Source organism: Chachezhania antarctica, from assembly GCF_003646465.1.
In the GTDB taxonomy this organism is placed as follows: domain Bacteria; phylum Pseudomonadota; class Alphaproteobacteria; order Rhodobacterales; family Rhodobacteraceae; genus Chachezhania; species Chachezhania antarctica.
Window position 1 is genome coordinate 120880 of sequence record NZ_QZEX01000002.1, and the last position, 24831, is coordinate 145710.

21 protein-coding genes and 1 tRNA gene are annotated in these 24831 nt (G+C 64.2%); 17 read left to right on the forward strand and 5 right to left on the reverse strand.

Features of this window, described 5'->3' with window-relative positions; all coding sequences use genetic code 11:
* Positions 1 to 47: 47 nt before the first annotated feature.
* From D4754_RS04380 to D4754_RS04425, 10 genes are all read left to right on the forward strand, one after another.
* The gene (locus D4754_RS04380; protein ID WP_240453751.1) at positions 48 to 1847 is read left to right on the forward strand and encodes a sulfatase-like hydrolase/transferase; all 1800 of its coding nucleotides are present in this window, start codon (positions 48 to 50) and stop codon (positions 1845 to 1847) included.
* A 213-nt stretch (positions 1848 to 2060) separates the two neighbouring features.
* Positions 2061 to 2756 (forward strand): trypsin-like serine peptidase, encoded by a 696-nt coding sequence (locus tag D4754_RS04385; protein ID WP_121061715.1) that lies wholly within the window; start codon positions 2061 to 2063, stop codon positions 2754 to 2756.
* Positions 2757 to 2815: 59 nt separating this feature from the next.
* Entirely contained in the window at positions 2816 to 3862 is a 1047-nt protein-coding gene (gene pyrC, locus D4754_RS04390; protein WP_121061716.1) for a dihydroorotase, read from the forward strand.
* 117 nt (positions 3863 to 3979) lie between these two features.
* Entirely contained in the window at positions 3980 to 5329 is a 1350-nt protein-coding gene (locus D4754_RS04395) for a calcium-binding protein (protein WP_121061717.1), read from the forward strand.
* A gap of 110 nt (positions 5330 to 5439) precedes the next feature.
* Positions 5440 to 6114, forward strand: a complete 675-nt coding sequence (locus tag D4754_RS04400; RefSeq protein ID WP_121061718.1) for an orotate phosphoribosyltransferase — start codon at positions 5440 to 5442, stop codon at positions 6112 to 6114.
* Positions 6115 to 6334: 220 nt separating this feature from the next.
* Complete coding sequence (locus D4754_RS04405) at positions 6335 to 7855, forward strand: replicative DNA helicase (RefSeq protein ID WP_121061719.1); 1521 nt, start codon at positions 6335 to 6337, stop codon at positions 7853 to 7855.
* A 190-nt stretch (positions 7856 to 8045) separates the two neighbouring features.
* Positions 8046 to 8642: a hypothetical protein gene (locus D4754_RS04410; protein WP_121061720.1), complete on the forward strand. Its 597-nt coding sequence runs from the start codon at positions 8046 to 8048 to the stop codon at positions 8640 to 8642.
* 1 nt (position 8643) lies between these two features.
* Positions 8644 to 9669: a DUF3137 domain-containing protein gene (locus tag D4754_RS04415; protein WP_121061721.1), complete on the forward strand. Its 1026-nt coding sequence runs from the start codon at positions 8644 to 8646 to the stop codon at positions 9667 to 9669.
* Between the two features lie 111 nt (positions 9670 to 9780).
* On the forward strand, positions 9781 to 10587 hold the full coding sequence (locus tag D4754_RS04420) for a DUF1194 domain-containing protein (RefSeq protein ID WP_121061722.1): 807 nt from the start codon (positions 9781 to 9783) through the stop codon (positions 10585 to 10587).
* Between the two features lie 97 nt (positions 10588 to 10684).
* Positions 10685 to 10760: transfer RNA gene (locus D4754_RS04425), tRNA-Val, on the forward strand.
* Between the two features lie 44 nt (positions 10761 to 10804).
* Here D4754_RS04425 and D4754_RS04430 read toward each other — a convergent pair.
* The 5 genes from D4754_RS04430 to D4754_RS04450 all read right to left on the reverse strand — a co-directional run bounded on the left by D4754_RS04430 (position 10805) and on the right by D4754_RS04450 (position 16899).
* Positions 10805 to 12034: an MFS transporter gene (locus D4754_RS04430; protein ID WP_121061723.1), complete on the reverse strand. Its 1230-nt coding sequence runs from the start codon at positions 12032 to 12034 to the stop codon at positions 10805 to 10807.
* A 107-nt stretch (positions 12035 to 12141) separates the two neighbouring features.
* On the reverse strand, positions 12142 to 13368 hold the full coding sequence (locus tag D4754_RS04435; RefSeq protein ID WP_121061724.1) for an MFS transporter: 1227 nt from the start codon (positions 13366 to 13368) through the stop codon (positions 12142 to 12144).
* A 114-nt stretch (positions 13369 to 13482) separates the two neighbouring features.
* Positions 13483 to 14973, reverse strand: coding sequence for a glucosylglycerol-phosphate synthase (gene ggpS / locus D4754_RS04440; RefSeq protein WP_121061725.1), 1491 nt, complete (start codon positions 14971 to 14973; stop codon positions 13483 to 13485).
* Entirely contained in the window at positions 14963 to 15760 is a 798-nt protein-coding gene (locus tag D4754_RS04445; protein WP_121061726.1) for an HAD-IIB family hydrolase, read from the reverse strand. The genes ggpS and D4754_RS04445 overlap by 11 nt, the downstream gene beginning before the upstream one ends.
* A complete protein-coding gene (locus tag D4754_RS04450) occupies positions 15757 to 16899 on the reverse strand; it encodes an NAD(P)H-dependent glycerol-3-phosphate dehydrogenase (protein ID WP_121061727.1) in 1143 nt (380 codons plus the stop codon). Before D4754_RS04450 ends, D4754_RS04445 begins: the two co-directional genes overlap by 4 nt.
* Before the next feature lie 334 nt (positions 16900 to 17233).
* Here D4754_RS04450 and D4754_RS04455 point away from each other — a divergent pair, with 334 nt between their 5' ends.
* The 7 genes from D4754_RS04455 (at position 17234) to D4754_RS04485 (ending at position 24637) form a co-directional block, all read left to right on the forward strand.
* Positions 17234 to 18892, forward strand: a complete 1659-nt coding sequence (locus D4754_RS04455; RefSeq protein WP_121061728.1) for an alpha-glucosidase family protein — start codon at positions 17234 to 17236, stop codon at positions 18890 to 18892.
* A 58-nt stretch (positions 18893 to 18950) separates the two neighbouring features.
* Positions 18951 to 19985, forward strand: coding sequence for an alanine racemase (gene alr, locus D4754_RS04460; RefSeq protein WP_121061729.1), 1035 nt, complete (start codon positions 18951 to 18953; stop codon positions 19983 to 19985).
* Positions 19986 to 20005: 20 nt separating this feature from the next.
* The gene (locus D4754_RS04465) at positions 20006 to 20788 is read left to right on the forward strand and encodes an MlaE family ABC transporter permease (RefSeq protein ID WP_121061730.1); all 783 of its coding nucleotides are present in this window, start codon (positions 20006 to 20008) and stop codon (positions 20786 to 20788) included.
* Entirely contained in the window at positions 20785 to 21531 is a 747-nt protein-coding gene (locus tag D4754_RS04470) for an ABC transporter ATP-binding protein (RefSeq protein WP_121061731.1), read from the forward strand. Before D4754_RS04465 ends, D4754_RS04470 begins: the two co-directional genes overlap by 4 nt.
* A gap of 573 nt (positions 21532 to 22104) precedes the next feature.
* Positions 22105 to 22584 (forward strand): paraquat-inducible protein A, encoded by a 480-nt coding sequence (locus D4754_RS04475; protein ID WP_121061732.1) that lies wholly within the window; start codon positions 22105 to 22107, stop codon positions 22582 to 22584.
* Between the two features lie 3 nt (positions 22585 to 22587).
* Positions 22588 to 23952 carry a DNA repair protein RadA gene (gene radA / locus D4754_RS04480; RefSeq protein ID WP_121061733.1) on the forward strand — a complete coding sequence of 455 codons (1365 nt, stop codon included), beginning with the start codon at positions 22588 to 22590 and terminating at the stop codon, positions 23950 to 23952.
* 130 nt (positions 23953 to 24082) lie between these two features.
* Positions 24083 to 24637, forward strand: a complete 555-nt coding sequence (locus tag D4754_RS04485) for a CvpA family protein (RefSeq protein ID WP_121061734.1) — start codon at positions 24083 to 24085, stop codon at positions 24635 to 24637.
* The last annotated feature ends 194 nt before the right edge of the window (positions 24638 to 24831 follow it).

The window sequence follows — 24831 nt, forward strand, 5'->3', positions numbered from 1 at the left end:
AGCGGTATCGAGTTTCTAATCTCCAATCACGAGAGGGAAGTTAAATCGTGAAGACACTATACAGTCGCCACTCGCGGACCGGCGGACGGCTCGGGGCCCTGGCCCTGGCCGTCTCGCTTGGCCTCGCGGCCCCGGGGATTGCCCTGGCACAGGATGATGCCGGCAATATCCGCGGATCAACAACCGGACCGACGACGGCAAAAGGCTTCGACTACCCGGGCCATTCGCTTCACCTGCAGGACAAGAAGCCTGCGCCGAACATGTACCCGGCGCTGTCGCGCCCCGAACAGGATTCGGCCGCGGCCAAGAAGCTGGCCGACCTGGAAGCCAAGACCGGCAAGAAACCCAACGTCCTGTTCTTCCTTCTCGACGATGTCGGCTGGATGGACCCGGGCTTCAACGGCGGCGGCGTGGCCGTCGGCAACGCGACGCCCAACATGGACGAATTCGCCCTCGATGGCCTGATCCTGACCTCGGCCTATTCGACGCCGTCATGCTCGCCGTCGCGGGCGACGATCCACACCGGGCAGAACCCGCTGCACCACGGCATCCTGCGTCCGCCGATGTACGGCGAGGCCGGCGGCCTTGACGGCGCACTGACCCTGCCGAAGCTGCTGCAGGAAAAGGGCTACACCACCATGGGCGTGGGCAAGTGGCACATGGGCGAGAACAAGGGCTCGCTGCCGCAGAACGTGGGCTATGACGAATATGTCGGCTTCCTGGGCGTGTCCGACATGTATACCGAATGGCGCGACGTCTACATGAACCCGGAAGTGGCGCTGTCGCCGTCGCGGTTCAAGATGATGGAAGAGGACGGCTTCAACCACTACGAAGTCACCTGTTCGCCGTCGGATACCGAAAAGTGCGAAGACGGCAAGCTGATCGACCTCGAGTACATCAAGCACCTGGATCAGCACTGGAAAGAGACCAGCCTCGACTTCCTCGACAAGCAGAAGGGCGCGGAGGATCCGTTCTTCCTGTACCACGCCACCCGCGGCTGCCATTTCGACAACTACCCAAGCGACGATTACGCGGGCAAGTCGGCCGCTTCGACCGTCTACAGCGACTGTATTGTCGAGATGGACGATGTGTTCGGCACCCTGATGTCGAAGTTGGAAGAGATCGGCGAGCTTGAGAACACGATGGTCATCTTGACCTCGGACAACGGTCCGGAATGCGAGATCCCGCCCCATGGCCGGACCCCGTTTCGTGGTTGCAAGGGCTCGGCTTGGGAAGGCGGCGTGCGGGTTCCGACCTTCGTCTACTGGAAGGACATGATCGAGCCGCGCAAATCGGACGGTCTTTTCGATTTCGCCGACGTGCTGCCGACCGTGATGTCGATGAATGGCGTCAAGGGCGCCGATATCGGCGGGCTGTTCGACGACACGACCTATATCGACGGTGTCGATCAGGCGTCGTTCCTGATTGCGGACAACGGTGAATCGAACCGCCGCAGCCGGCCCTACACCATCAACCAGTACTATGCCGGGTCGCGGATCGACGAGTTCAAGGGTGTCATCACCGGCGAGCTTCAGGACTCGATCTTCAGCCGTGGTGACATTGGCGGCTTCTCGGGCGCGCTCTTCACCGACACCGGTGGCGCGATCGCGATCAACCTCTACACCAACCCGCAGGAAGACGTGAACGTCGGCGTTCGCCACATTCCCGCGCTGGTGCCGGTGATGGCCACGCAGAGCATGTATATCAAGGAACTGATGGACTACCCGCCGCAGTTCAAGATCGGCTTCTCGGGCAACAACCCGCCCCTCTACAACCTTGCGCCCGAAGCGCGCGAGGCGATGAAGAAGATCATGAACGAACGTGGTCTGGGCCGTCACACGCCCTAAGATCCCCGGATCCGCAAGGATCCGAACCTTCGCGCGCCCGTGGCTTCGCCCGGGTGCGCGTTTTTTTGTTTCCGGCCTCCGGACGGCCCACTTGCTGCATGGCCGAATTCGGGCGACGGTGCTGCATCGCCACGCCACCATCGCAAAAGGCCGGTTCATGGAGCGTCTGCCAGCACCAAGAGGTCCGGCCCCCGGATCTGGCCGTCGCGCCCGATGATCCACTCTCTCGCCCTCTGCCTTGCGGTTGTCGCACCCCCTGCCCTTGCACAGACCGACCCAGAGCTGCTGCCAAAGGCCGACCAGCCCAGCTGGAACGCCGTCGGGCGGGTGAACGTCGCCGGGCTGAAGCGGCGGCAGATGTGCACGGGAACGCTGGTTGCGGAAGACCTCGTCCTGACCGCGGCGCATTGCCTGTTTCGCGACGGGCGCGCGGTGCGGGCCGACGATGTGCATTTCGTTGCCGGCTGGCGGGGCGGCGATTATGCGGCCCACAGCGTCGCGGCCGAGATCTTCATCGACCCCGATCATGATCCGGACCTGCCACCCCTGTCCGCAACAGCCCGCAATGACATCGCGTTCCTGAGATTGGCAGACCCCATCCAGACCGTAGCCTCCCTGCCGCTGGCCGCCCTGCCCGCCGGCGACCCGCCGCCCCTTGCGCTGATCGGCTACCGCCGCGACCGGGCGCATGCGCTGTCGCGGCAGGGGCCGTGCACGATCACCTACCGGGACGCGGTGCAGATCGGGCTGGATTGCCCGGTGATGCAGGGCGCTTCGGGCGCGCCGGTCCTGTGGCTTGGCCCGGAGGGCTGGCGGGTCGTGGCGCTCGTGTCGGCCTCGGTCACCGGCAGCGGCGGTACGCGGTCGCTTGCGCCGCTCGTCCCGGCGCGAGACATGCCCGCGCATTGAGCGGGCCCGGGCGATCCTGGCCTCTGGCAGGCGCGCGCGCTGCGTGCTAGCTGGTTTTCATGACCCAGACGCTGACCATCCCCCGCCCCGATGACTGGCATCTGCATCTGCGCGACGGCGCGATGCTGAAGGCCGTGCTGCCTGAAACCGCGCGCCATTTCGGGCGGGCGATCATCATGCCGAACCTCGTGCCGCCCGTCGTCACCGGGGCCGATGCCAGCGCCTACCGCGACCGGATCCTGGCCGCGATGCCGGAGGGCGCGGATTTCACCCCGCTGATGACGCTCTACCTGACGGAAGAGACCGACCCCGAGGATGTCGCCAAAGCCGCCGCCGACGGTCTGGTTCACGCGGTCAAGCTCTACCCGGCCGGTGCCACGACGAATTCGGCCTCGGGCGTCACGGATTTCGACAAGGTCCGCCCGGTGCTGGAGAAGATGGCCGAGATCGGCCTGCCGCTCTGCCTGCACGGAGAGGTCACGGACCCCGACATCGACATTTTCGACCGCGAAGCCGTTTTCATCGACCGTGTGCTGGATCCGATCCGCAAGGCCACGCCGGGCCTGCGCGTGGTGATGGAACATGTCACCACCGCCGACGCCGTGGCCTATGTGCAAGGCGCGCCGAAGGATCTGGCGGCCACGATCACGGCGCATCACCTGGTGATCAACCGCAACCATATCCTGGTGGGTGGCATCCGTCCGCACTACTATTGCCTGCCCGTCGCCAAGCGCGAAGTGCACCGGCAGGCGCTGGTCACCGCCGCGACGTCGGGCGATGCGCGGTTCTTCCTGGGCACCGACAGTGCGCCACATATCGATGCGCTGAAGGAACATGCCTGCGGCTGCGCGGGCTGTTTTACCGCGACCAACGCGGTGTCGGTCGTGGCCGAAATCTTTGACCGCGAATCAGCTTTGGATCAGCTTGCGGCCTTTCTTTCCCTGAACGGCGCGACGCACTACAAGCTTCCGGTGAGCGTTCGCACTCTGACTCTGCGTAAAGGTGAACACTGCACGTACCCATCGAAAATCGACAGTGACGACGGTCCTGTAACGGTGTTCGATCCGGGATTCCCGTTGCACTGGAGTGTCACCACCGGAAAGTGATTAACTTATTTAGCAGGATTACCTAGCGTAAACCTATGCTTGCCGTGGGGTAGCCTTTAGGGAAGGCAAAGAACAGGTGCGTTCTTGATTGTCCCTTCCTAACAGGAGTTTGAACCCATGACGACGTTCAACGTCACTGGCTTCGCCGTCGCTTTCGACGAAAACGATATCGGTCATCCCACCCCGACCGTGGCCTCTGTCATCGTCCCCAGCAAGAAAGCGGGCTTCAGCTACTCCGTCATCGGACGGGACGACGGCGTGCCCATCGTGGCGATCAAGGACAACGCCTACCAAGTCATGATCAACGGCCAAACGATGTACGATAACGAACTTCGTTACGAGATCACCGACTTCATCGCCAAAGTCACGTGGTCGGGCGGGGTTTCGACGGTTTTGGGCATGACCCTGGAAAACGCTGTCGCAAGCTATGACGTCATCTTCCAGTTGGGCGGCGCGGCCCTGCCCGCGATGAATTCCTCGGCCGATTGGGAAAAGTTCGACGACAGCATCACCGGTGTCAGCGTGGCGAGCGGCAAGTTCGCACCGGGCAAGAATATCAAGTGGTCCGCATTCGACAACGTCTCCATGACCCAGGAAGACGATTTCTACGGGACCCCGGACAACGACCGTTTCTTCGGCAAGCAGGCCGACGACTATTTCCGGTCGAGCGCGGGCAACGATCTCTACAACGGCGGCAAAGGCTTCGACCAGGTCACGTGGGGCAACGATCCGTCGGGCGTCTTCGCCTCGCTGGCGAAAGGCTATGCGATCGACGGCTACGGCGACCGCGACACGATGAAGAGCATCGAGATGCTGCGCGGTTCAATGTTCGATGACACGCTGATCGGCGACAATGGCCGCAACCACCTGCGCGGGCTGGAAGGCGAGGATGTGCTGAACGGTCTCGGCGGCCAGGACGTCGTCCGTTACGATCGCGATGCCCGTTATGGCGGCGAAGACGGCGTGACCGTCAACCTGAAGAAGGGCTTTGCCATCGACGGATTCGGCGACCGCGACACGCTGAAGAAAATCGAAGATGCCCGGGGCACCGAGAGCCAGGACCTGATCATCGGTGACAAAGGCAAGAACGTGCTGGAAGGCTATGGCGGCAAGGACGCACTTCGCGGCCTTGGCGGGAAGGACACCCTTATCGGTGGCGCTGGCCGTGACAAGCTGGACGGCGGCAATGGCAACGACAAGCTGATCGGCGACAAAGGTGCCGACATGTTCATCTTCAAGGGCAAGAAGTTCGGCGACGATACGGTCACCGATTTCCAGACCGGCGGTAAGAAGGAAAAGATCAACCTCGACAAGATCGGGTCGATCAAGAACTTCAAGGACCTGAAGAACAACCACCTGTCCGATGACGACAACGGCGATGCCCTGATCGAAGACGGCAACGGCAACTCGATCACGCTGCTCGATGTCGCGATGTCGGACCTGTCCGCCAACGACTTCATCTTCTGATCAGGTCCGCCCCGGCATTTCTGCCGGGGCGATCATTCCGGGCTGGCGTTTCGACGCCGGCTCGCCTATCCGGTGCGAACCCTCTCGTCAGCCCGAGGAGCGCGCGCCCGATGATCCCCACATCCTTCCCCCCCGCCGAAGAAATCGCCCGCCTGACAGCCCGCATGCTGCTAGAGGTCGAGGCCGTGCATTTCAATGCGGACGAGCCGTTCACGCTGTCCTCCGGCCTGCCCAGCCCGACCTATATCGACTGCCGCAAGCTGATCTCTTTCCCGCGGGTGCGCGCGACGCTGATGGATTTCATGGCCGTCACGGTCATGCGCAACGCGGGCTTCGAGGCGTTCACCAACATCGCCGGTGGCGAGACGGCGGGCATCCCCTTCGCCGCCATGGTCGCCGACCGCATGGCGCTGCCGATGACCTATGTCCGCAAGAAGCCCAAGGGCCACGGCCGCGGTGCGCGGATCGAAGGCGTGATGGGCGACGGCGACAAGGTGCTGCTGGTGGAAGACCTGACCACCGACGGCGGGTCCAAGATCTCGTTCGTGGATGCGATCCGCGAAACCGGCGCCACCTGCGCCCACACGGCCGTCATCTTCTACTACGATATCTTCCCGGAAACCCGGACGGTGCTGGGCGATCACGGCGTGACGCTGCACAGCCTGGCCACCTGGTGGGACGTGCTGGCGGCCGCGAAGGAATCGGGTGCCTTCACGGACTCCACCCTTGCGGGTGTGGAAGAGTTCCTGAACGACCCCCGCGCCTGGCAAGCGGCGCGCAAGTAGGCGGGAAACCGCTGCGACGCTGCCAATGTACGGCCCAGTGCGATTTATCATTTCCTGTAGATGAAACCTCTATATATTGCTGGCGAGCAGCATCTGGCCACCAAATACCGACGTTACTGACTATGCATCCGAAATGCACAGGCTATCCACAGGATATACATTTTGAAATCCCGGCGGGACTCGCCTTATGTGTCCGGACCACGGGAAATGAGGGGGCGGTATGAACGAGTTCTCGACCATAAGGTCGGTTCCGGCAGCGGGATCGTCGTCGCAGACCGATGGCTCTGGCGCGCAGTCCGATGAGGATCTGTCGGCAGGATCCATGCCGCATTCCATCGAGGCCGAGCAGCAGCTTCTGGGCGCGATCCTGACCAACAACGACGTATTCGACCGGGTGGCCGCGATCATCAAGGCCGAACATTTCTACGATCCGGTCCATTCGCGCATCTACGATATCGCGTCGTCTCGCATCGCCAAGAACGCGCTGGCCTCGCCGGTGACGCTCAAGGCGTTCATGGAAGACGACCAGGGCCTGAAGGAACTGGGAGGGCCGTCCTACCTTGCGCGTCTGGCGGGCGCCGCGATTTCCACCTTTGCCGTGCGCGACTATGCGCAGATGATCTATGACCTTGCGATGCGGCGTCAGCTGATCGTTCTGGGCCGGGACATCGCGTCGAAAGCCGCGACCGTCGATGTGGCGAGCGAGCCGCGCGAACAGATCGTCGAGGCCGAACAACAGCTGTATCGCCTGTCGGAACAGGGCCAGACCGGATCGGGCTTCCAGACCTTCCTGACGGCCGTCACCGACGCGGTGAACGTGGCCGCCGCCGCCTACCAGCGGTCGGGCGGGCTGGCCGGTATCTCGACCGGGCTCACCGACATGGACAAGAAGCTGGGCGGCCTACACCGGTCCGACCTCCTGATCCTCGCGGGCCGTCCGTCGATGGGGAAGACGTCGCTTGCGACCAACATCGCCTACAACATCGCCAAGAAGTACCGGAAGCTGGAGGACGGCACCACCGATGGCGGCGTCGTGGGTTTCTATTCACTGGAGATGAGCGCCGAACAGCTCGCCGCCCGGATCCTGTCGGAAGCCGCCGAAGTACCCTCGGAACAGATCCGCCGCGGCGACATGACCGAAGGCGAATTCCGCCGGTTCGTCGAGGCCGCCAAGCAGCTGGAAGCCTGCCCGCTTTTCATCGACGACACCCCTGCCCTGCCGATCTCGCAACTCGCCGCCCGTGCGCGGCGGCTGAAGCGGACGCACGGGCTCGACGTGCTGATCGTCGACTACCTGCAACTCGTCCGCCCCGCGACCGCCAAGGACAGCCGGGTGAACGAGGTCTCGGAAATTACTCAGGGCCTGAAGGCCATCGCGAAAGAGCTGGACATCCCCGTGATCGCACTCAGCCAGCTTTCGCGGCAGGTGGAAAACCGTGAAGACAAGCGGCCCCAACTGTCTGACCTTCGTGAATCGGGATCTATCGAGCAGGATGCCGACGTCGTCATGTTCGTCTTCCGCGAGGAATACTACGCGGAACGCGAAAAGCCCTCGGACGACAGACTGGAAGAAATGGCGGCATGGCAGGAACGGATGAGCCGGTTGCACGGAAAGGCCGAGGTGGTCATCGGCAAGCAGCGTCACGGCCCCATCGGGACGATCGAGCTGAGCTTCGAAGGCCGCTTCACCCGCTTCGGCAACCTTGCCCGTCCCCACCAGGTGGATCAGGCCGGGTTCTGACGGACCGCCGCGATCAAGGATGCGGTGCGTGCCCGGCGCGCGCCGCATTGCCCCGCCCCTCGCACCCATCACTGGCGCGAACGACCATGGCCGGTATACTGATCCCGAAACGAACTCGGGATCGGAAGGTCATACCATGTTCCTTGAATCCATTCGTCACTGCCGCAGAATAGTCTCTTCGGGCGTTCTGATGGCCAGTCTGGCCGCCCCCGCCATGGCGCAGCCGCATTCCGTGCAAGGCGTTAAGGCCGACGATGTCCTGAACATCCGCGAAGATATCCACCACACTCGCGATGTCAGCGGCTCCCCCGTTGTCGGAACCATCCCGCCCGACGCCGATGATGTCATGGTGACCGGTGTCTCCGTCGACATCGGCGGCGCGACGTGGAGGGAAGTCGCCTACAACGGCACCGTCGGATGGGTGAACGCCCGCTACCTGAAGCCCACCAGCACGATGCTGCAAGCGCCCGAAGCGCTGAAATGCAGCGGGACCGAGCCGTTCTGGAGCATCACCATCGACGAGGCCGGCAGCACCTACAATTCCCCCGAACAGGAAACCCCGTTGACGCTCGACTACCTGCGCTTCGTGCCCGGTCTCGGACGCACGGACCTCTGGGGCCATTACCTTGTCAGCCCCGACGGCATCACGCCCCTGACCGTCATCGTCCGCCATACCGAGGCGTGCACGGATGGGATGTCGGACCTGAATTTCGATTACGAGGCAATTCTTCTCGGCCTCAGCCCGGATGGCGCACCGGCCTACGGGTGCTGCAGCATGACGCCCTGACATGACCTCCCTGGCACGATCCGCCGACGCCAGCGACACGACAGAGTTCACCTTTGTCGAGCGGGAAAGCTACGAGGCCGGGTTCGCGGAGGTCTACCAGAGGCTCATCGTCCCCTACCTGCGCGACCTGGAAGCCAGGCGCAAACGCGTCATCCTGCGCAGCCAGCGGATCATCCTGATCATCGCCCTCGTTGCCCTCTTCCTTGCGTGGCAGGCGTACCGGCTGGATCCGATCCTGCCGATCATGCCCATTGCCTTCGGCGCGTTCGGGGCGCTCTTCGTCTACCTCAGCCGGGGCGACAAGCTGCGCGACGAGTTGACCACCTTCATCCGGCCGGTCCTCAGCGATTTCCTGCATGATGTGTCCTTCGCCGAGAAAACCACGGCCGAGGAGTTCCGGCTGAACACGCTGGAACGGCTGTGCCTCGTGCCAAAGGCGGATCGTCGAACCCTGGGCCCCCGGATATCCGGCAGCTGGCGGGGCGTGTCCTACACGCTCACCAAGGCCCGCTTTGCCGAAGAATACCGCGATGACGACAACAAGTCCCGAACCCGGACCCTGTTCAACGGCATCCTGATCGAGGTCGAATGCTGGAACCCGATGCCCACAATCGTGTACCTGCCGGACTTCGGGGAGCTGGGGAACAAGGTGTATTCGTGGGCCACACGCAACGTGCGCCCGCCCCACCGGCTGGACCTGTCCGACGACGACCTTGAACGCACATTCGAGGTCTACACCGACGACCCCGAGCAGGCGCAAAAGGAGCTGGACACAGATTTCGGCCGGAAGATCCTGCACATGTCGGAAGACCTGCAAGGCGTCGAAGCCCACATGCCCGCAGCCTTCGAAGGGCACAGCTTCTTCATGGCGGTGCGCCTGCCCCATGGCTTCCTGAACTTCAACGTCATGGACCGACCCATGAGCGAGGTCGACGAAAAGATCCACCAGGCCTTCCGCGATCTGACCATCCCTCGCCGGATCATCGACCGCCTGCTGGACTGGCCCCACGCCGAAACCCTGACATAGGGTGTGTGGTCCCCACGCACCATGCCCGCGCCCTGCGCAGACACCCGCCACAGATTAACCAGCACGAAGTCTTGAATGGACAGGTTAACGAAACTGTGGCCAATTTTACCGATGCGTCTCCTTGGTCTCGTTTCCGCCGTTCTGATGTCGGTCGCCCCTGTCTGGGCACAGGAGGCCAAACCTGTCGACGTCGATGTCGAACTGATCCTTGCCGTCGATGTCTCCCGTTCCATGTCTCCCGCCGAACTGAAAATCCAGCGCAAGGGCTATGCCGCGGCGCTTGGAAGCAAGGAGGTCATCGGCACGGTACAGGGCGGCCTGATCGGACGGATCGCGGTGACCTACGTGGAATGGGCCGGCGACCAATCCCAGACCGTCATCGTGCCGTGGACGCTGATCGACACGCCCGAAGCCGCGCAGGAAGTGGCCCGCCATCTTTACAGCTACCTCGGCTCCGGCATGCGGCGAACGTCGATCTCGGGCGCGCTGGATTACACGTCGACGATGTTCGACCTGAACAACTTCCGCGGCATGCGCCGGATCATCGACGTGTCGGGCGACGGCCCAAACAACCAGGGCCGCCCGGTTCTGGCCGCACGCTCCGACGTGCTGGCGCAGGGCATCATCATCAACGGCCTGCCCCTGATGACGCGGGACGACCTGTTCTCGCAATGGAGCATCGAGGATCTGGACATCTACTACACCGAATGCGTGATCGGCGGCCCCGGCGCCTTCGTCATCCCCGTCACGTCATGGGACCAGTTCGCCGACGCCGTCCGCCGCAAGATCGTGCTGGAAATCGCCGGAGTGATGCCCACAGCTCCGCGCGAAACGGTGCAGAAGGCCAATGGCTACGACTGCCTTGTGGGCGAAAAGATCTGGCAGCAGAACATCCACCGCTACTTCCAGGAACCGTAGGCCCGCGCGCCCTGCCCGGGCTTTCGCAACGGCGGGCCCATACCGAGCAGATTCCCCATTGAACCCCTCCCGGGCTTCACGCTATCTGATCCGGCGCGGGTGATTAGCTCAGTTGGTAGAGCGCTTCGTTTACACCGAAGATGTCGGGAGTTCGAGTCTCTCATCACCCACCACCTCCCCGCAGTTATCCCACCATCACTGCTCCGCATTTGATCGCCTAACGTTCGGCCAGCGCCGATGTCTCGGGGGTTGCGTTCCGGCCCATGGGCGTCGCGCGGAAGGCCTGCTTGTCTTCTTCGGGCAGTGCCGTTCGGACGCGGAGGCGGACCAGTCCGAACAGGATGATCAGCGCGTGGGCGGTGGCGGTGATCCAGAACAGGCTGCTGTTGCCGAACTCGGTCATCGCGAAACCGGCGGCGGTGGGGCCGACCATGGTGCCGACCCCGAAGACCAGCAGCAGCCCGCCGCTGACCTGGATGCCGGTGCCCGGCGGTGCGTGGTCGTTCGCATGGGCCACGATGATGGGATACATCGAGAAGACGGCCGCCCCGAAGATGGACGCGGCGATCAGGTTGGCCCGCACCCCTTCCGGGATGAAGAAGACGAAGATCGCGTCGGCCGCCAGCGCCACCCCGGCGATGCCGATAAGCACCACCCGGCGGTCCATCCGGTCGGACAGCACGCCGATGGGCAATTGTGCCAGCGCGCCGGCCAGAACGGGAAGCGCCACGAAGAACGCGATGTCGCTGATCTCAAGCCCCGCGCGCGCGCCGTAGACGGCCGAAAGCGTACCGAACGCGCCGTTCGAGACGCCGACCATCAGTACCGCGAACACGGCGATGGGTGAATTGCGCCAGAGCCTCGGCAGATCAAGCTTGACGGTGGTCAGGGGCGTCGGGTTGCTGGCGGCCGACACGGCCGTGGGCAGCAGCGCCATGCAGTAGACGATGGCCGCGATCACGAAGAACAGAAAGCCTGACGGGTCGCCCATTGTCAGCGCCAACTGGCCCGCCGTTGTCGCGGCAAGGCTCACCATCGTGTAGATGCCGAAGATCTTGCCGCGGGTCTTGGGGTCGGCCTGATCGCTCAGCCAGCTTTCGACGACCATGGCGGCGCCTGCGAAACAGAAGCCCGACAACCCCCGCAAGGGGATCCAGACCCAGGGCGATATGAAGACGAGCGACAAGAGGACGGAAATTGTCGCCACCGCGCACATCGCACCGAAGACGCGGACATGACCGACCCTGGCCACCAGATGCGCGGTGCGCAGGCAGCCCAGCACGTAGCCGATGGCCCAGCCGGTCCCCAGCAGCCCCAGCGATGCGGCGGTAAAGCCTTCCAGTTCGCCGCGAATGGGCAGGATCAGGCTGTTCACGCCGCCGGCGAACAGAAGGAACGCCAGGCCCAGGAACAGGGCGGACAGCGGCACGAAAGATCTTAACGTCATGTGGTCACGCCCAGGGACAATAGGTGACCTGACCATGACGCGACGCGGGTATCAAGCGGCAAGAACGGGACCGGCGCGGGCTTTTGCGCGCACCGGTCAAGCGATGCCTAGGCTTCGGCCAGCGCCGATGTTTCCGGCGTCGCGGACCGGCCCATGGGGCCGGCGCGGAACGCCTGCTTGTCCTCGTCGGCCAGCCCAGAACGGGCGCGGAGACGGACAAGCGCGAAGAGCACGATCAGCACATGGGCCACGGCGGTCGTCCAGAACAGGCTGGTATCGCCGAATGTCGACATGGCGAAACCGGCGATCGTGGGGCCGATGATCGTGCCGATGCCGAAGATCAGCAGCAGCCCGCCGCTCACCTGGATCGCGGTGCCCGGGACGGCGTGGTCATTGGCGTGGGCGATGATGATCGGCTGCATCGCGAAGACGGCCGATCCGAACAGGGCGCCGTAGATCAGGTTGTTCAATAGCCCCTGAGGCGTGGCGAAGATGAACGTGGCATCCGCGATCAGGCCGATCATTGCCGTGGCGATCAGCACCTGACGGCGGTCGAACCGGTCCGAAAGGTAGCCCACGGGGATCTGGGTGATCGCGCCCGCCAGCACGGGCAAGGCCACGAACAACGCGACCTCGTGCACCTCCAGCCCGGCCTTCGCGGCATAGACCGGCGACAGCGTCCCGAACGCACCGTTCGAGATACCCACCATGAACACTGCGAACACCGCGATGGGAGAGTTGATCCAGAGCCCGCGCAGATCCAGCTTCACGCTGGTCAGCGGGCTGGGAATGCTCGCCGCCGAAACCGCCGTGGGCAGCAGCGCCATGCAATAGACGATGGCCGCCAGCACGAAGAAGAAGATGCCCGCCGGGTTGCCCATGGTCAGGACAAGCTGGCCCGCCGTCGTCGCGGCGAGGTTGACCATGGTGTAAAGACCGAAGATCCGGCCGCGGTTGGTGTGGTCCGCGCGTTCGTTCAGCCAGCTTTCCACCACCATCGCGGCACCGGCAAAGCAGAAGCCGGACAGGCCGCGCAGCGGGATCCAGACCCAGGGCGTGATGAACAGAAGCGACAGTAGGATCGAGATCGTGGCTACCGCGCACATCACGCCGAAGGCGCGGACATGGCCCACCTTGCCCACCAGCGCCGCGGTGCGCAGGCAGCCCAGCACATAACCCACCGCCCAGCCTGTCCCCAACAGGCCAAGGGAGGCGGCAGAGAAACCCTCGATCTCGCCCCTGATGGGCAGGATCAGGCCGTTCACGCCACCGGCGAACAACAGGAAAGCAGACCCCAGAAGCAGGGCCGAAAGGGGAAGGATGTTTTTCAACATGGCACAGTCGCCTGTGTCGTACGGGCCGCGAACGGGCCTCCCCTCCCGACGGGCGATTACAAAGAAATGGCGGCCGCCGAACCCGGCGGTCGCCATGAGAACTGTTCAGTCGTGTCAGGCAGCGGGTTCCAGATCCCGCTTCACCGTCAAGCTGCCCGGGCCCCAGTTGCGCACCGAATTGCCCAGAACCGCCTTGCGCAGCCCTGTCATGCGGTAACGCCGCTCCTCCTCGGGCATGTCGAGCGCCTGCAGCAGCGCCTGGTCCATCGCACGGTACGAAAACGGGTTGGTGATCACGGCATTGCCAAGCTCGACCGCCGCACCGGCAAATTCCGACAGGACAAGCACGCCGTCGCCGTCGATCCGCGAGGCCACGAATTCCTTGCAGACAAGGTTCATCCCGTCCGCCAAGGGGGTGATCCAGCAGACATGGGCCGACTGGTAATAGGCCACCAGTTCCTCGAACGGGATCGCGCGCGAGATCAGCGTGACAGGCTGCCAATCGAACCGGCCGAAGCGGCCGTTGATGTGGCCCGCCATCTGCTCGATCTCGTTCTGCACTTCCTCGTAGGCCGTCATGTTCGTGTTGGCCGAGACGGAGACATGCATCAGCCGCACCTTGCCGCGCAGCTCCGGATTGTTCTGCAGGATGCGTTCGAAGCTTTGCAGCTGCTCGATCCCGCCCTTGGTGTAATCCGTCCGCCCGACCGACAGGATCATCTGGGTTTCGTCGCCCAGCTCCTCCTTGATCGCGTCGAGCCGCTCCTTCGTCGCGTCGGACCGCGCGCGGTCGTCGATGAAATCGGTGTCCACACCCACGGGCGTTACGCTGATCGTCACTTCGTGGCCTTCGTCGGTGACCACATGCGACGGCACCACCCGTTCCGTCAGGGCCGTACCTTCGGACACCCAGTCTTCCCGCACGCGGACACGGTCGGTCACGTCCACGTCGAACAGTGAGCGCGCGACCGACACGAAGTTCGCAGCGTAGCGCGGGATGTGGAAGCCCACGTCGTCGCAGGCCAGAAGGCTTCCCACGATTTCCTTGCGCCACGGCAGCACGTTGAACATGTCGGCCGACGGGAACGGCGTGTGGTGGAAGAACGCGATCCGCACGTCGGGGCGCAGCTGGCGCAGGTAGCCCGGCACCAGCCACAGGTTATAATCATGCACCCAGACCAGCGCGCCTTCCGCGGCCTCTTCCGCCGCCGCTTCGGCGAAGCGACGGTTCACGTCCCGGAAGTTGGCCCAGTCGACGGGGTCATAGTTATAGCGTTCCTTGAAGGCGTGCAGGATCGGCCAGAACGCCTCCTTCGAGGTGATGTGATAGAACTCGCTCACCTGCTTTTCCGAAAGCGGAAGGCGCGACACGGCGTACTTGCCATACGCGTCCTCAATCTCCACCCGGCGTTCGAAATCCGGGTTGCTGGGATCGTCCGACAGCTTCCACGCGACCCACGCGCCATGATCGACGCCACCGAAAAAGCTTTTCAGCGTCGGCACGATGCCGTTCGGGCTCTTGTTTTCCTTGAAGACGGTTTTCCCGTCGACCACGTGCTCCTCGTAAGGTTGCCGGTGGTAGACGATCACCAGTTCAGACGACATCAGCTGTCTCCTTTCGCGCAGGGAACAGTTTATGGGCCTGGATCGCCTCGGCAATGCCGGCCACGCCGTGGCCTTCGGCCTTCACGACGTGATCCAGATCCGCGACCCGGTCCAGCAGCACCGCTTCGGAATTGCCGACCGCAACGGCCGGGATACCAAGCGCCAGCATGGAGTAATCGTTCAGCGTGTCACCGGCGGCCAGCGCACGGTCGTTCGGGACGTTCAGATGGGCCAGCAGACGCAGAAGCGACGGCCCCTTGCTGACGCCCTTGGGCAGCACATCGAAGAACTTGTTGTCCGACATCAGCACGTCGAGGCCCAGATCGGCCACGATATCCAGCGCGCTGTCGTCAAACGTCTCCGGATCCAGATCATAGCTGATGCGGTAGCGGAACAGCGTCGATTGCAGCTTCAGGCCCGGCGCACGGCTCAGCGCCGCGGTGACGCGCATGTTGGCGTCGCCCCACGCTTCGGCGATCTCGGATTCCAGCGCGTCGATGGGCGACAGCATGTGGTTGTCGTCGACCGCGGCAATCGTGGTGCCCACATCGCCGACCACGTAATCGGGTCGCGGCACGCCTCGCTTGCGGGTGAGGTCCGATATGAACCCCGGATCGCGCCCCGTCACGAAGATCAATCCGACACGATCCCGATGCGCTTCGATCCATGCGTAGAAGCGCTTGCGTTCGTCATCGGAGCCCCCGAGGAATGTTCCGTCCAGGTCAGTGGCCAGAACAAAATCCTTCGTGGAAAGATCAGCGTTTTGAATGCGGTCGTGACGGGTCATGAGATCCTTTCTGCAAGTGTTGCAATATCTTTGTCGGATGCGGGATGGTCGAAGGACAGGTCCATCGCCCTTGGTTCGGCCTCGATCGGTCGGGCCCAGAGTTGCGCGAAGCCGTCGCCCACGCCTTTCCCGTCGTGCAGGATGGCGCGCACGGTTTCACAGATCGGCATGTCGACGTTCAGGCGCCGCGCCAGATCGGTGACGGATTTCGCGTTCACTTCGCCTTCCACGACGACGGGCTTGCCGTCGAAGCAATTGTCGCGCGGGATGCCCTGCCCCAGTTGCATCCCCAGCGCCATGTTGCGCGAGGTCGTGCTGGAACAGGTCAGCGTCAGGTCGCCCACGCCGGACAGGCCGGTTACCGTTTCGCGGCGGCCGCCCAGGGCTTCGGCGAGGGCCTTCAGTTCGTCCAGCCCGCGCGTGATCAGTGCGGCCCGGGTGTTTTCGGCAAAGCCCGCGCCGGTCATCATCCCGCAGGCGATGGCGATCACGTTCTTCACCGCGCCGCCGATTTCGACGCCGACGAGGTCGTCGGACACGTAGGCCCGGAACGATTCCGTCGACAACGACACGGCCAGACGCACGGCCGGGCTTTCGTGGGGTTTCAGACGGTCGGCCTGGCTGAAGGTGAAGGCCACGGTGGCGGCGGTCAGGTGCCCCAATGCCGCTTCGCGCGCGAAGGTCGGGCCGGACACGCAGCCGACGGGCCGGTTGCCCAGTTCTTCTTCAGCGACCTGGGTCATCAGGTAGCCTGTCTCGGCCTCGATCCCCTTGGCGCAGATGGCCACGGGCATGCCGTCGGGGGCATATTCGGCCACCTGGCGCGCCACGGAACGGATGCTGCGCGACGGCACGACGATCAGCGCCGCTTCGGCGCCGGCCAGCGCGCCCGACAATTCGCGCACGCCCATCAGGTTGTCGGGCAGCGTCACGTCGGGCAGGAATTTTTCGGAGGTATGATGTGCGTTGATCTCTTCGATCACGCTTTCGTCGCGGCCCCAGATCCGGGTCGAGACACCGGCCCGCGCCAGCGTCGCGGCCAGCGCAGTGCCCCATGACCCCGCGCCGATGACGGCCACGGTCTTGTAGGCCTGGGCCCGCGAGGGCAGCGGATTGCCTTTGATCGGTTCATGCATCATGGCCTGCCTCCGCTGTCCTTGTCTGTTTCGTTTCCGGCGCCGTTGCGCCCCCTGACTGTGTCGCTTTCAGATCACTCATGTCGCAAATAGCCCACTACCCCTGTGCAAGGTCAATGCTGCAGACGCGAAAAGGTTCCGAAAATTTGTTGCCCTCGGGTGGAACACAAAGCACTGCCCAGATATCGAGCAGAAAAGTTAACAGTACGGTATATGTAGTTGTCCCCATGCCAATTGCGACCCCGAGGAGGTCGTTTTCCGGCGGATACAATGTAAGTTAAGGGTTGCATGCCGCCACGCCGCGTGCTGCCAGAGCGAAGACGACCGGAGAGCGACAGTGACCTACCAAGACCCCCACGATGCCAACAGCCGGATCCTGACCGCCGACCCCGACTGGTGGCGCGGCGCCGTGATCTACCAGATCTATCCGCGGTCCTTCCAGGATTCCAACAGCGACGGGATCGGGGACCTTTCGGGCATCATCCACCGTCTGCCTTACGTGGCCGAACTGGGCGTCGACGCGATCTGGATCTCGCCCTTCTTCCGGTCGCCGATGCTGGATTTCGGCTATGACATCACCGATTACCGCGATGTCGATCCGATCTTCGGCTCGATCGGCGATTTCGATGCGCTGATCCACCGCGCCCACGATCTGGGCCTGCGGGTGCTGATCGATCTCGTGCTGTCGCATACCTCGTCGCAACATCCGTGGTTTTCCGAAAGCCGGTCGTCGCGCGATAATGCCCGGGCCGACTGGTATGTCTGGGCCGATCCCAAGCCCGACGGCACGCCGCCCAACAACTGGCTGTCGATCTTCGGCGGCTCGGCCTGGCAATGGGATGGCGAACGGATGCAGTATTTCCTGCACAACTTCCTGCCCGAACAGCCCGACCTGAACCTGCACAACCCCGATGTGCAGGACGAACTGCTGGATGTCGCGCGCTTCTGGATGGAACGGGGCGTGGATGGCTTCCGGCTGGATACGGTCAACTTCTACTTCCACGACCGGGAGCTGAAGGACAATCCGCCGCTGATGAAGGCCGAACGCACCGAAACGCTGGCCCCGGCGGTGAACCCCTACAACTTCCAGGATCACATCCACGACAAGAACCAGACCGAAAACCTGGCCTTCCTCCGGCGCCTGCGCGCGCTGATGGAGGAATTCGGCCTGCGCACCGCCCTGGGCGAAGTCGGCGATGGCCAGATCGGGGCCGAGCTTCAGGCCGCCTATACCGCCGACGGCGACAAGCTGCACATGTGCTATGATTTCGAGTTTCTGTCGGGCAACGCCCCCACCGGCACCTTCTTTGCCGAAACGCTGGACCGGACCAACCGGATGCTGGCCGACGGCTGGGCGTGCTGGGCCTTTTCAAACCACGACGTCCAGCGCCACGCTACGCGCTGGTCGCTGCACGATCCGTCCATCCGGGTCTTCGCCGCGCTGCTCCTGTCGCTGCGGGGGTCGGTCTGCCTCTACCAAGGGGAAGAACTGGGCCTGACCGAAGCCTATGTCGCCTACGAGGATCTGCAGGATCCCTATGGCAAGCAGTTCTGGCCCAAATTCCGCGGCCGCGACGGGGCGCGCACGCCGCTGCCATGGGTGCAGGATCACCAGTACGGCGGATTCACCGACACCAAGCCGTGGCTGCCCGTGGCGATGGAACATCTGCAGCAGGCCGTGGGCGTGCAGCAGGCGGACGACAACAGCATGCTGTCCTTCTACCGCGACATGATCGCCTTCCGCCGCGCCTATCCCTGCCTGACCAAGGGCACGCTGGAGATCGTCGATGCCTCGAACAACGCACTGTCGTTCATCCGCAAGCACGGGGCCGACCGGCTGTTCTGCGCCTTCAACCTTTCGGGAGAAGAGATCCCCCTGCCTCTGCCGGAAGGCGATTGGGTGCGCGATCTGGGCGCACCGTTCACGGTTCACCCCAGCGAAAACTCTTCGGTTCTGCTGCCCTGGCAGGCGGTCTTCGCGCTGGAGCGCGGATGAATGCCGCGCCCCGGGCAGCCCCACTTGACGCCGCTTCCGATCCTGTCATGAACGGCGCATGAGCACGGGCCAGCTGACAATCCACCTTGACGCCGTCGCCGCCAACTGGCGGGCGCTCGACGCGATGACCGCCTGCGAAACCGCGGCCGTGGTCAAGGCCGACGGCTACGGGCTGGGCGCCGATCCCGTTGCGCGGACACTGGCACAGGCCGGCGCGCGCACGTTTTTCGTTGCCGCCGCCGAAGAAGGCGCCGCGGTGCGGGATGCCCTTGGACCCGGGCCGCGGATCTTCATCTTCAGCGGTCACATGGCGGGCGACACGGACCTGCTGCGTGCCAAGGACCTGACGCCGCTGATCAATTCCGTCGACCAGATGCTGCGCCATGTCGAAAGCCTGCCGGGGCATACCTTCGGCCTGCAGCTCGACACCGGCATGAACCGGCTGGGCCTTGAAGCCGCCGAATGGGCCGCGCTGCGCGAAATCGCGCTGCCGCTGAGCCCGGCACTGGTGATGTCGCACCTCGCCTGCGCGGACGAGCCCGAGCATGCGATGAACGCAAGGCAGCTGTCCGCATTTCTGGAGATGACGGAAGATGTCAGCGCGCCCAGATCGCTGGCCGCCACGGGCGGCATCCTGCACAGCCCCGATTTCCATTTCGACATGACCCGCCCTGGCGTGGGTCTGTACGGCGGCCTGCCCTTCGCCAACGCGACGCCTGTCGTCGCGCTCGACGTACCGGTGATCCAGGTGCGCGATGTGGCCGCGGGCGAAACCGTGGGCTATGGCAACACCTTCGCCGCCACGCGCCCTTCCCGCATCGCGACCATCGCCGCCGGATACGCCGACGGGTTGATCCGCGCGATGGGTGACGGGCTGGTGCTGTATGCCGGCGACACCCCCTGCCCGGTAGCGGGCCGCGTGTCGATGGACCTGATCACCGTCGACGTCACCGAACTGGGCGGGGAGCCCGAGGTTCTTACGCTTCTCGGCCCTCGACAGGGCGTCGACATGGTGGCAGACGCGGCGGGAACCATCGGGTACGAAATCCTGACTTCTCTCGGCCAGCGTTACCAGCGGAGTTACCGATCATGAGCGACAGTGCCGGCGCGAGAATGAACCCCGTGACCCTTCTTGCCGCGCTTGGCCGCTGGACGCTGGGCATCATCGCCGGCGCCGGTCGCGTGGCGATCTTCGCTTTCGGCGCGGTCACCCACATCATCCGCCCGCCGATCTACATCCGCGAGGTCTGGCTGGCCTTCCTGCACATCGGCTGGCTGTCCCTGCCCGTCGTGGCGCTGACCGCGATCTTCACCGGTGGCGCGCTTGCGCTGCAGATCTATGCCGGCGGCGCGCGCTTCAACGCCGAAGCTGTCGTGCCACAGATCGTGGCCATCGGCATGGTGCGTGAACTGGGCCCCGTTCTGGTGGGCCTGATGATCGCCGCGCGCGTGACATCATCCATCGCCGCCGAAATCGCGACGATGAAGGTCACCGAACAGATCGACGCGCTGGTCACACTGTCGACCCACCCGATGAAATACCTGATCGCCCCGCGCGTGCTTGCCGGTCTTGTGACCGTCCCGTTCCTTGTGGGCGTGGGCGACATCGTGGGCATCGCGGGCGGCTACACAGTTGCCGTCTACAGCCTTGATTTCAACGCGGCCAACTACCTGCAGAACACGGTGAATTTCCTTGAACGGCTCGACATCATCTCCAGCCTTGTGAAGGGCTGCGCCTTCGGCTTCATCGCGACGCTGATGGGCTGCTACTACGGCATGAACTCGGGCCGCGGCGCGCAGGGCGTGGGCCGGGCCACCAAATCCTCGGTCGAGGCCGCGGCGGTGCTGATCCTTGCCGCCAATTTCCTGCTCACGGGGGTGTTCTTCTCGGTATGATCGTGATGGAGGACGTCCACAAGGCCTTCGGGCCCAACCGCGTACTGCAGGGCATGAACCTTGAGATCGCGACAGGCACGTCGATGGTGATCATCGGCGGGTCCGGCACCGGGAAGTCGGTGGCGCTGAAATGCATCCTTGGGCTGATCCAGCCCGATGCGGGGCGGATCCTTGTCGATGGCAAGGATGCGCGGCAAGGCGACCGCGACGCGTTCCTGGCCCGTTTCGGGATGCTGTTCCAGGGCGCCGCGCTGTTCGACAGCCTGCCCGTCTGGCAGAACGTGGCTTTCCGCCTGCTGCGCGGCAGCCTGAAGCGTCCCAAGGCCGAAGCCTACGAGATCGCGGTGGAAAAGCTGCGCCGCGTGGGCCTGAAGCCCGACGTGGCCGAACGGCTGCCGGCGGAGCTTTCGGGCGGGATGCAGAAACGCGTGGGCCTTGCCCGCGCGATTGCGGCGGACCCCGAGATCATCTTCTTCGACGAACCGACCACCGGGCTCGACCCGATCATGGCGGGCGTCATCAACGAACTGATCCGCGAAATCGTGGAGGAGATGGGCGCCACGGCGATGACCATCACCCACGACATGTCATCGGTCCGCGCCATCGCCGACAACGTCGCCATGCTCCATGACGGAGAGATCCAGTGGACGGGGCCTGTGGCCCAGATGGATGCCTCGGGCGATCCGTATCTCGACCAGTTCATCAACGGCCGCTCCGACGGACCGATCGAGGCCGTCCGGTAGGCAGGTGCCAGCGGTTGCGGGGTTATCGGGATGCACAGGCGTCGTCCGGTAGGATGACGACACCCGCGCCAAGGGTGTTATCGGTACGCCGAACAGCTTGACGGGTCGCGACGCCCCGCTCGCTACGGCCGCAACTCGCCGTCCTTGTCAACGTCCGGCAAGTGTTCGGAACGCCCGCGGCATGCCGGGATCGGTTCGGTCTCTTGGGGCTGCACAATGCAACCCCAAGAGAGAGAAACCGTACCAAACAACCAGTTAACGTTTACCAGTGTTAAAGGTTTCGGGTGGTGCCGGTAGGTTCGAACATGTTTCACGGGGTAGCAACATGGTGCAGGATGGACACATCTTGCCCTGCATATCACTGAAAAACCGCGGGATTCCTGTCGGGTCCCCTCTGCGAACGCTTCCTGTAAAACTCAACATAGGCGTTCTTCCGGCGCCGCCAAGAGCCCGGGCGAAACACTTGTCCGGCGCCCGGCGGATCGGGGCCGGGCGTCCCGCGCCGCAGCGTTCAGCCTTGTTCCGTCCGCCCTTCGCCTCCACATGCAGGCGACCTGAATTTTGCGGGGCCACATGCTCACTTCCCTCCGTCTGCTCACGGCACTTGTGCTGGTTCTCTATCCCATCGCCTGGTTCGCGCCGCTGATCCGCGCGGGCCTTCTGCCGATCTTCGGATTGTCCGAGATCTCGGTCGTCACCGGCCTGCAGGCGCTGTGGGAGACGGATTATTTCCTGACCGTGGCCGTGGCGCTCTTCGCCATCGTGGCCCCCATCGCCAAGACCTTCGCGCTCTTGATGGTCCAGTTCCGCATGGCGGACCCGAAATTGCTGCCCGCCACGGCCTTTCTCGGAAGGCTGGCCATGGCCGACGTGTTCCTTGTCGCCGTCTACGTCACGGTCTTCAAATCCATGAGTTATGGCCGAATCGAGGCGGGTTGGGGGCTTTACCTGTTCACCTTCTGCGTGCTGGGCGGGATCGTCGTCAGCTACCTGACCGAACGCGTGGTCGCACGCGACGGCTTGCCCAGCGAAAGCCAAACGGGCACAAGCTGAGCCATGGCGAAATCCCCTGCCTTTTCCTGTTCGGCCTGCGGCGCGGTCACCACCAAGTGGTCGGGCCGGTGCGAGGCATGCGGCGAATGGAACACCATCAGCGAAGACACGCCCCTGTCCGCCGGCCCCGCGGCCGCATCGCTGGGCGCGAAACGGGGCCGTGCGCTGGAACTGACCGACCTCAACACCAGTGCCCCGCCACCGCCCCGCGCGCGGTCGGGGATCGAGGAGCTTGACCGCGTGCTGGGCGGCGGGCTGGTCGAAGGGTCGGCCATCCTGGTGGGGGGCGATCCGGGGATCGGGAAATCCACGCTGCTGTTGCAGGCCGCCGCGCGGTTCGGGTCCGAAGGTCTGAACACGCTCTACGTCTCGGGCGAGGAAGCCGTGGCACAGGTCCAGATGCGCGCGCGCCGGCTGGGGCTGGCCGAGGCACCGGTCCAACTGGCCGCCGCGACCGATCTGCGCGATATCCTGACGACGCTCGACCAGATGCGCCCGAAACTGGCGGTGATCGATTCCATCCAGACGCTGTGGTCGGATCAGGTGGGCTCCGCCCCCGGCTCCGTCTCGCAGGTCCGGGCCGCCGCGCACGAGCTGACGGCCTTTGCCAAGCGGCGCGGCGTATCGGTGATCCTTGTGGGCCATGTCACCAAGGACGGCCAGATCGCCGGGCCGCGGGTCGTGGAACACATGGTCGACACGGTGCTCTATTTCGAAGGCGAACGCGCCCACCAGTTCCGGATCCTTCGCGCGGTCAAGAACCGCTTCGGCCCCGCGGACGAGATCGGCGTGTTCGAAATGACCGGTGCCGGGCTGGCCGAGGTCGCGAACCCGTCGGCCCTGTTCCTGTCGGGCCGCGGTCAACCGGCGGCCGGATCGGTCGTGTTTGCGGGCATCGAAGGCACGCGGCCCGTTCTGGTCGAACTCCAGGCCCTTGTCGCACCCACGCCCCACGCCCAGCCCCGCCGCGCGGTGGTCGGGTGGGACGGATCCCGGCTGGCGATGATCCTGGCCGTCCTGGAAGCGCGCTGCGCGATCCCCTTCACCGGGCTCGACGTTTACCTGAACGTTGCGGGCGGTCTGAAGATCAGTGAACCGGCCGCCGATCTGGCCGTCGCGGCGGCACTGCTGAGCGCGCGCGAAGATGTCGCGCTGCCGGCCGAGACGGTCGTCTTCGGGGAAATCAGCCTGTCGGGTGCGCTGCGACCCGCCTCCCAGACAGAAAACAGGTTGAAAGAAGCGCGAAAACTTGGTTTTTCGCAAGCGATCGCGCCATCCACCGGAAAGACATCGGCGGAACGGGGTATAACGGTCACGAAGCCGGCCGATCTGGCCGCCTTCGTGGGCGAGACTTTCGGCGCGGGCTGAGACAGGCCCGCCAACACAAGCGCCGCAAAGGCGTGACAGACGGGCGTGGGGACGCCCCGAGACCATGCCGGGCCCGTAATACGCGGACCCCGGACTTACAGTGACACATCGGGGACAGACAGGCGAACGCATGGAAGGCTTTACCATAATCGACGGCGGGGTGGCCGTTGTCATCGTCATCTCGGCGCTTCTGGCCTATTCGCGCGGTTTCGTGCGCGAGGTCATGGCGATCCTTGGCTGGATCGCGGCCGCGTTTCTGGCGTTTCTCTTTGCGCCTCAGGTCGAACCGCTGATGCGCGAGATCCCGGTGATCGGCGGCTACATCGCCGACAGCTGCGAATTGTCGATCATCGCGGCCTTTGCCGCCGTGTTCGCCGTGGCGCTGATCGTGGTGTCGTTCTTCACGCCGCTCTTTTCGTCGGTGGTGCAGCGATCGGCCTTCGGTGGCATCGACCAGGGGCTTGGCTTCTTCTTCGGCGTCGCCCGCGGCATCCTGCTGGTGGCCATCGCCTTCTTCATCTACCAGACGGTCGCCGCGTCCGACAGCATGACCGTGGTCGACAACAGCCGCTCGGCCGCCGTTTTCAAGAACCTGACCGCACAGATCGAAAACGAGGATCCGGCCGAAGCCCTGGGCTGGGTCACGCAGCGCTACGAGGCTCTGGTGGGTGTCTGCGCGTCGTAAACCGCGGTTTCGCCGCCGCTAAAATAGGCATCAAAGCCGCCCCGGGAATGACCAGCCTGCGCACGGGCCCTGTCCCTGCGCACCTTCCCGTGAGGGATCGGCCAAGATATGTGATCCTTTCGTGACATGCCCCGTCGCACAGCGTAAGAGGGGGCTCAAGCGACAGTACCGGATTCGGAGACCGACTTGCGCGC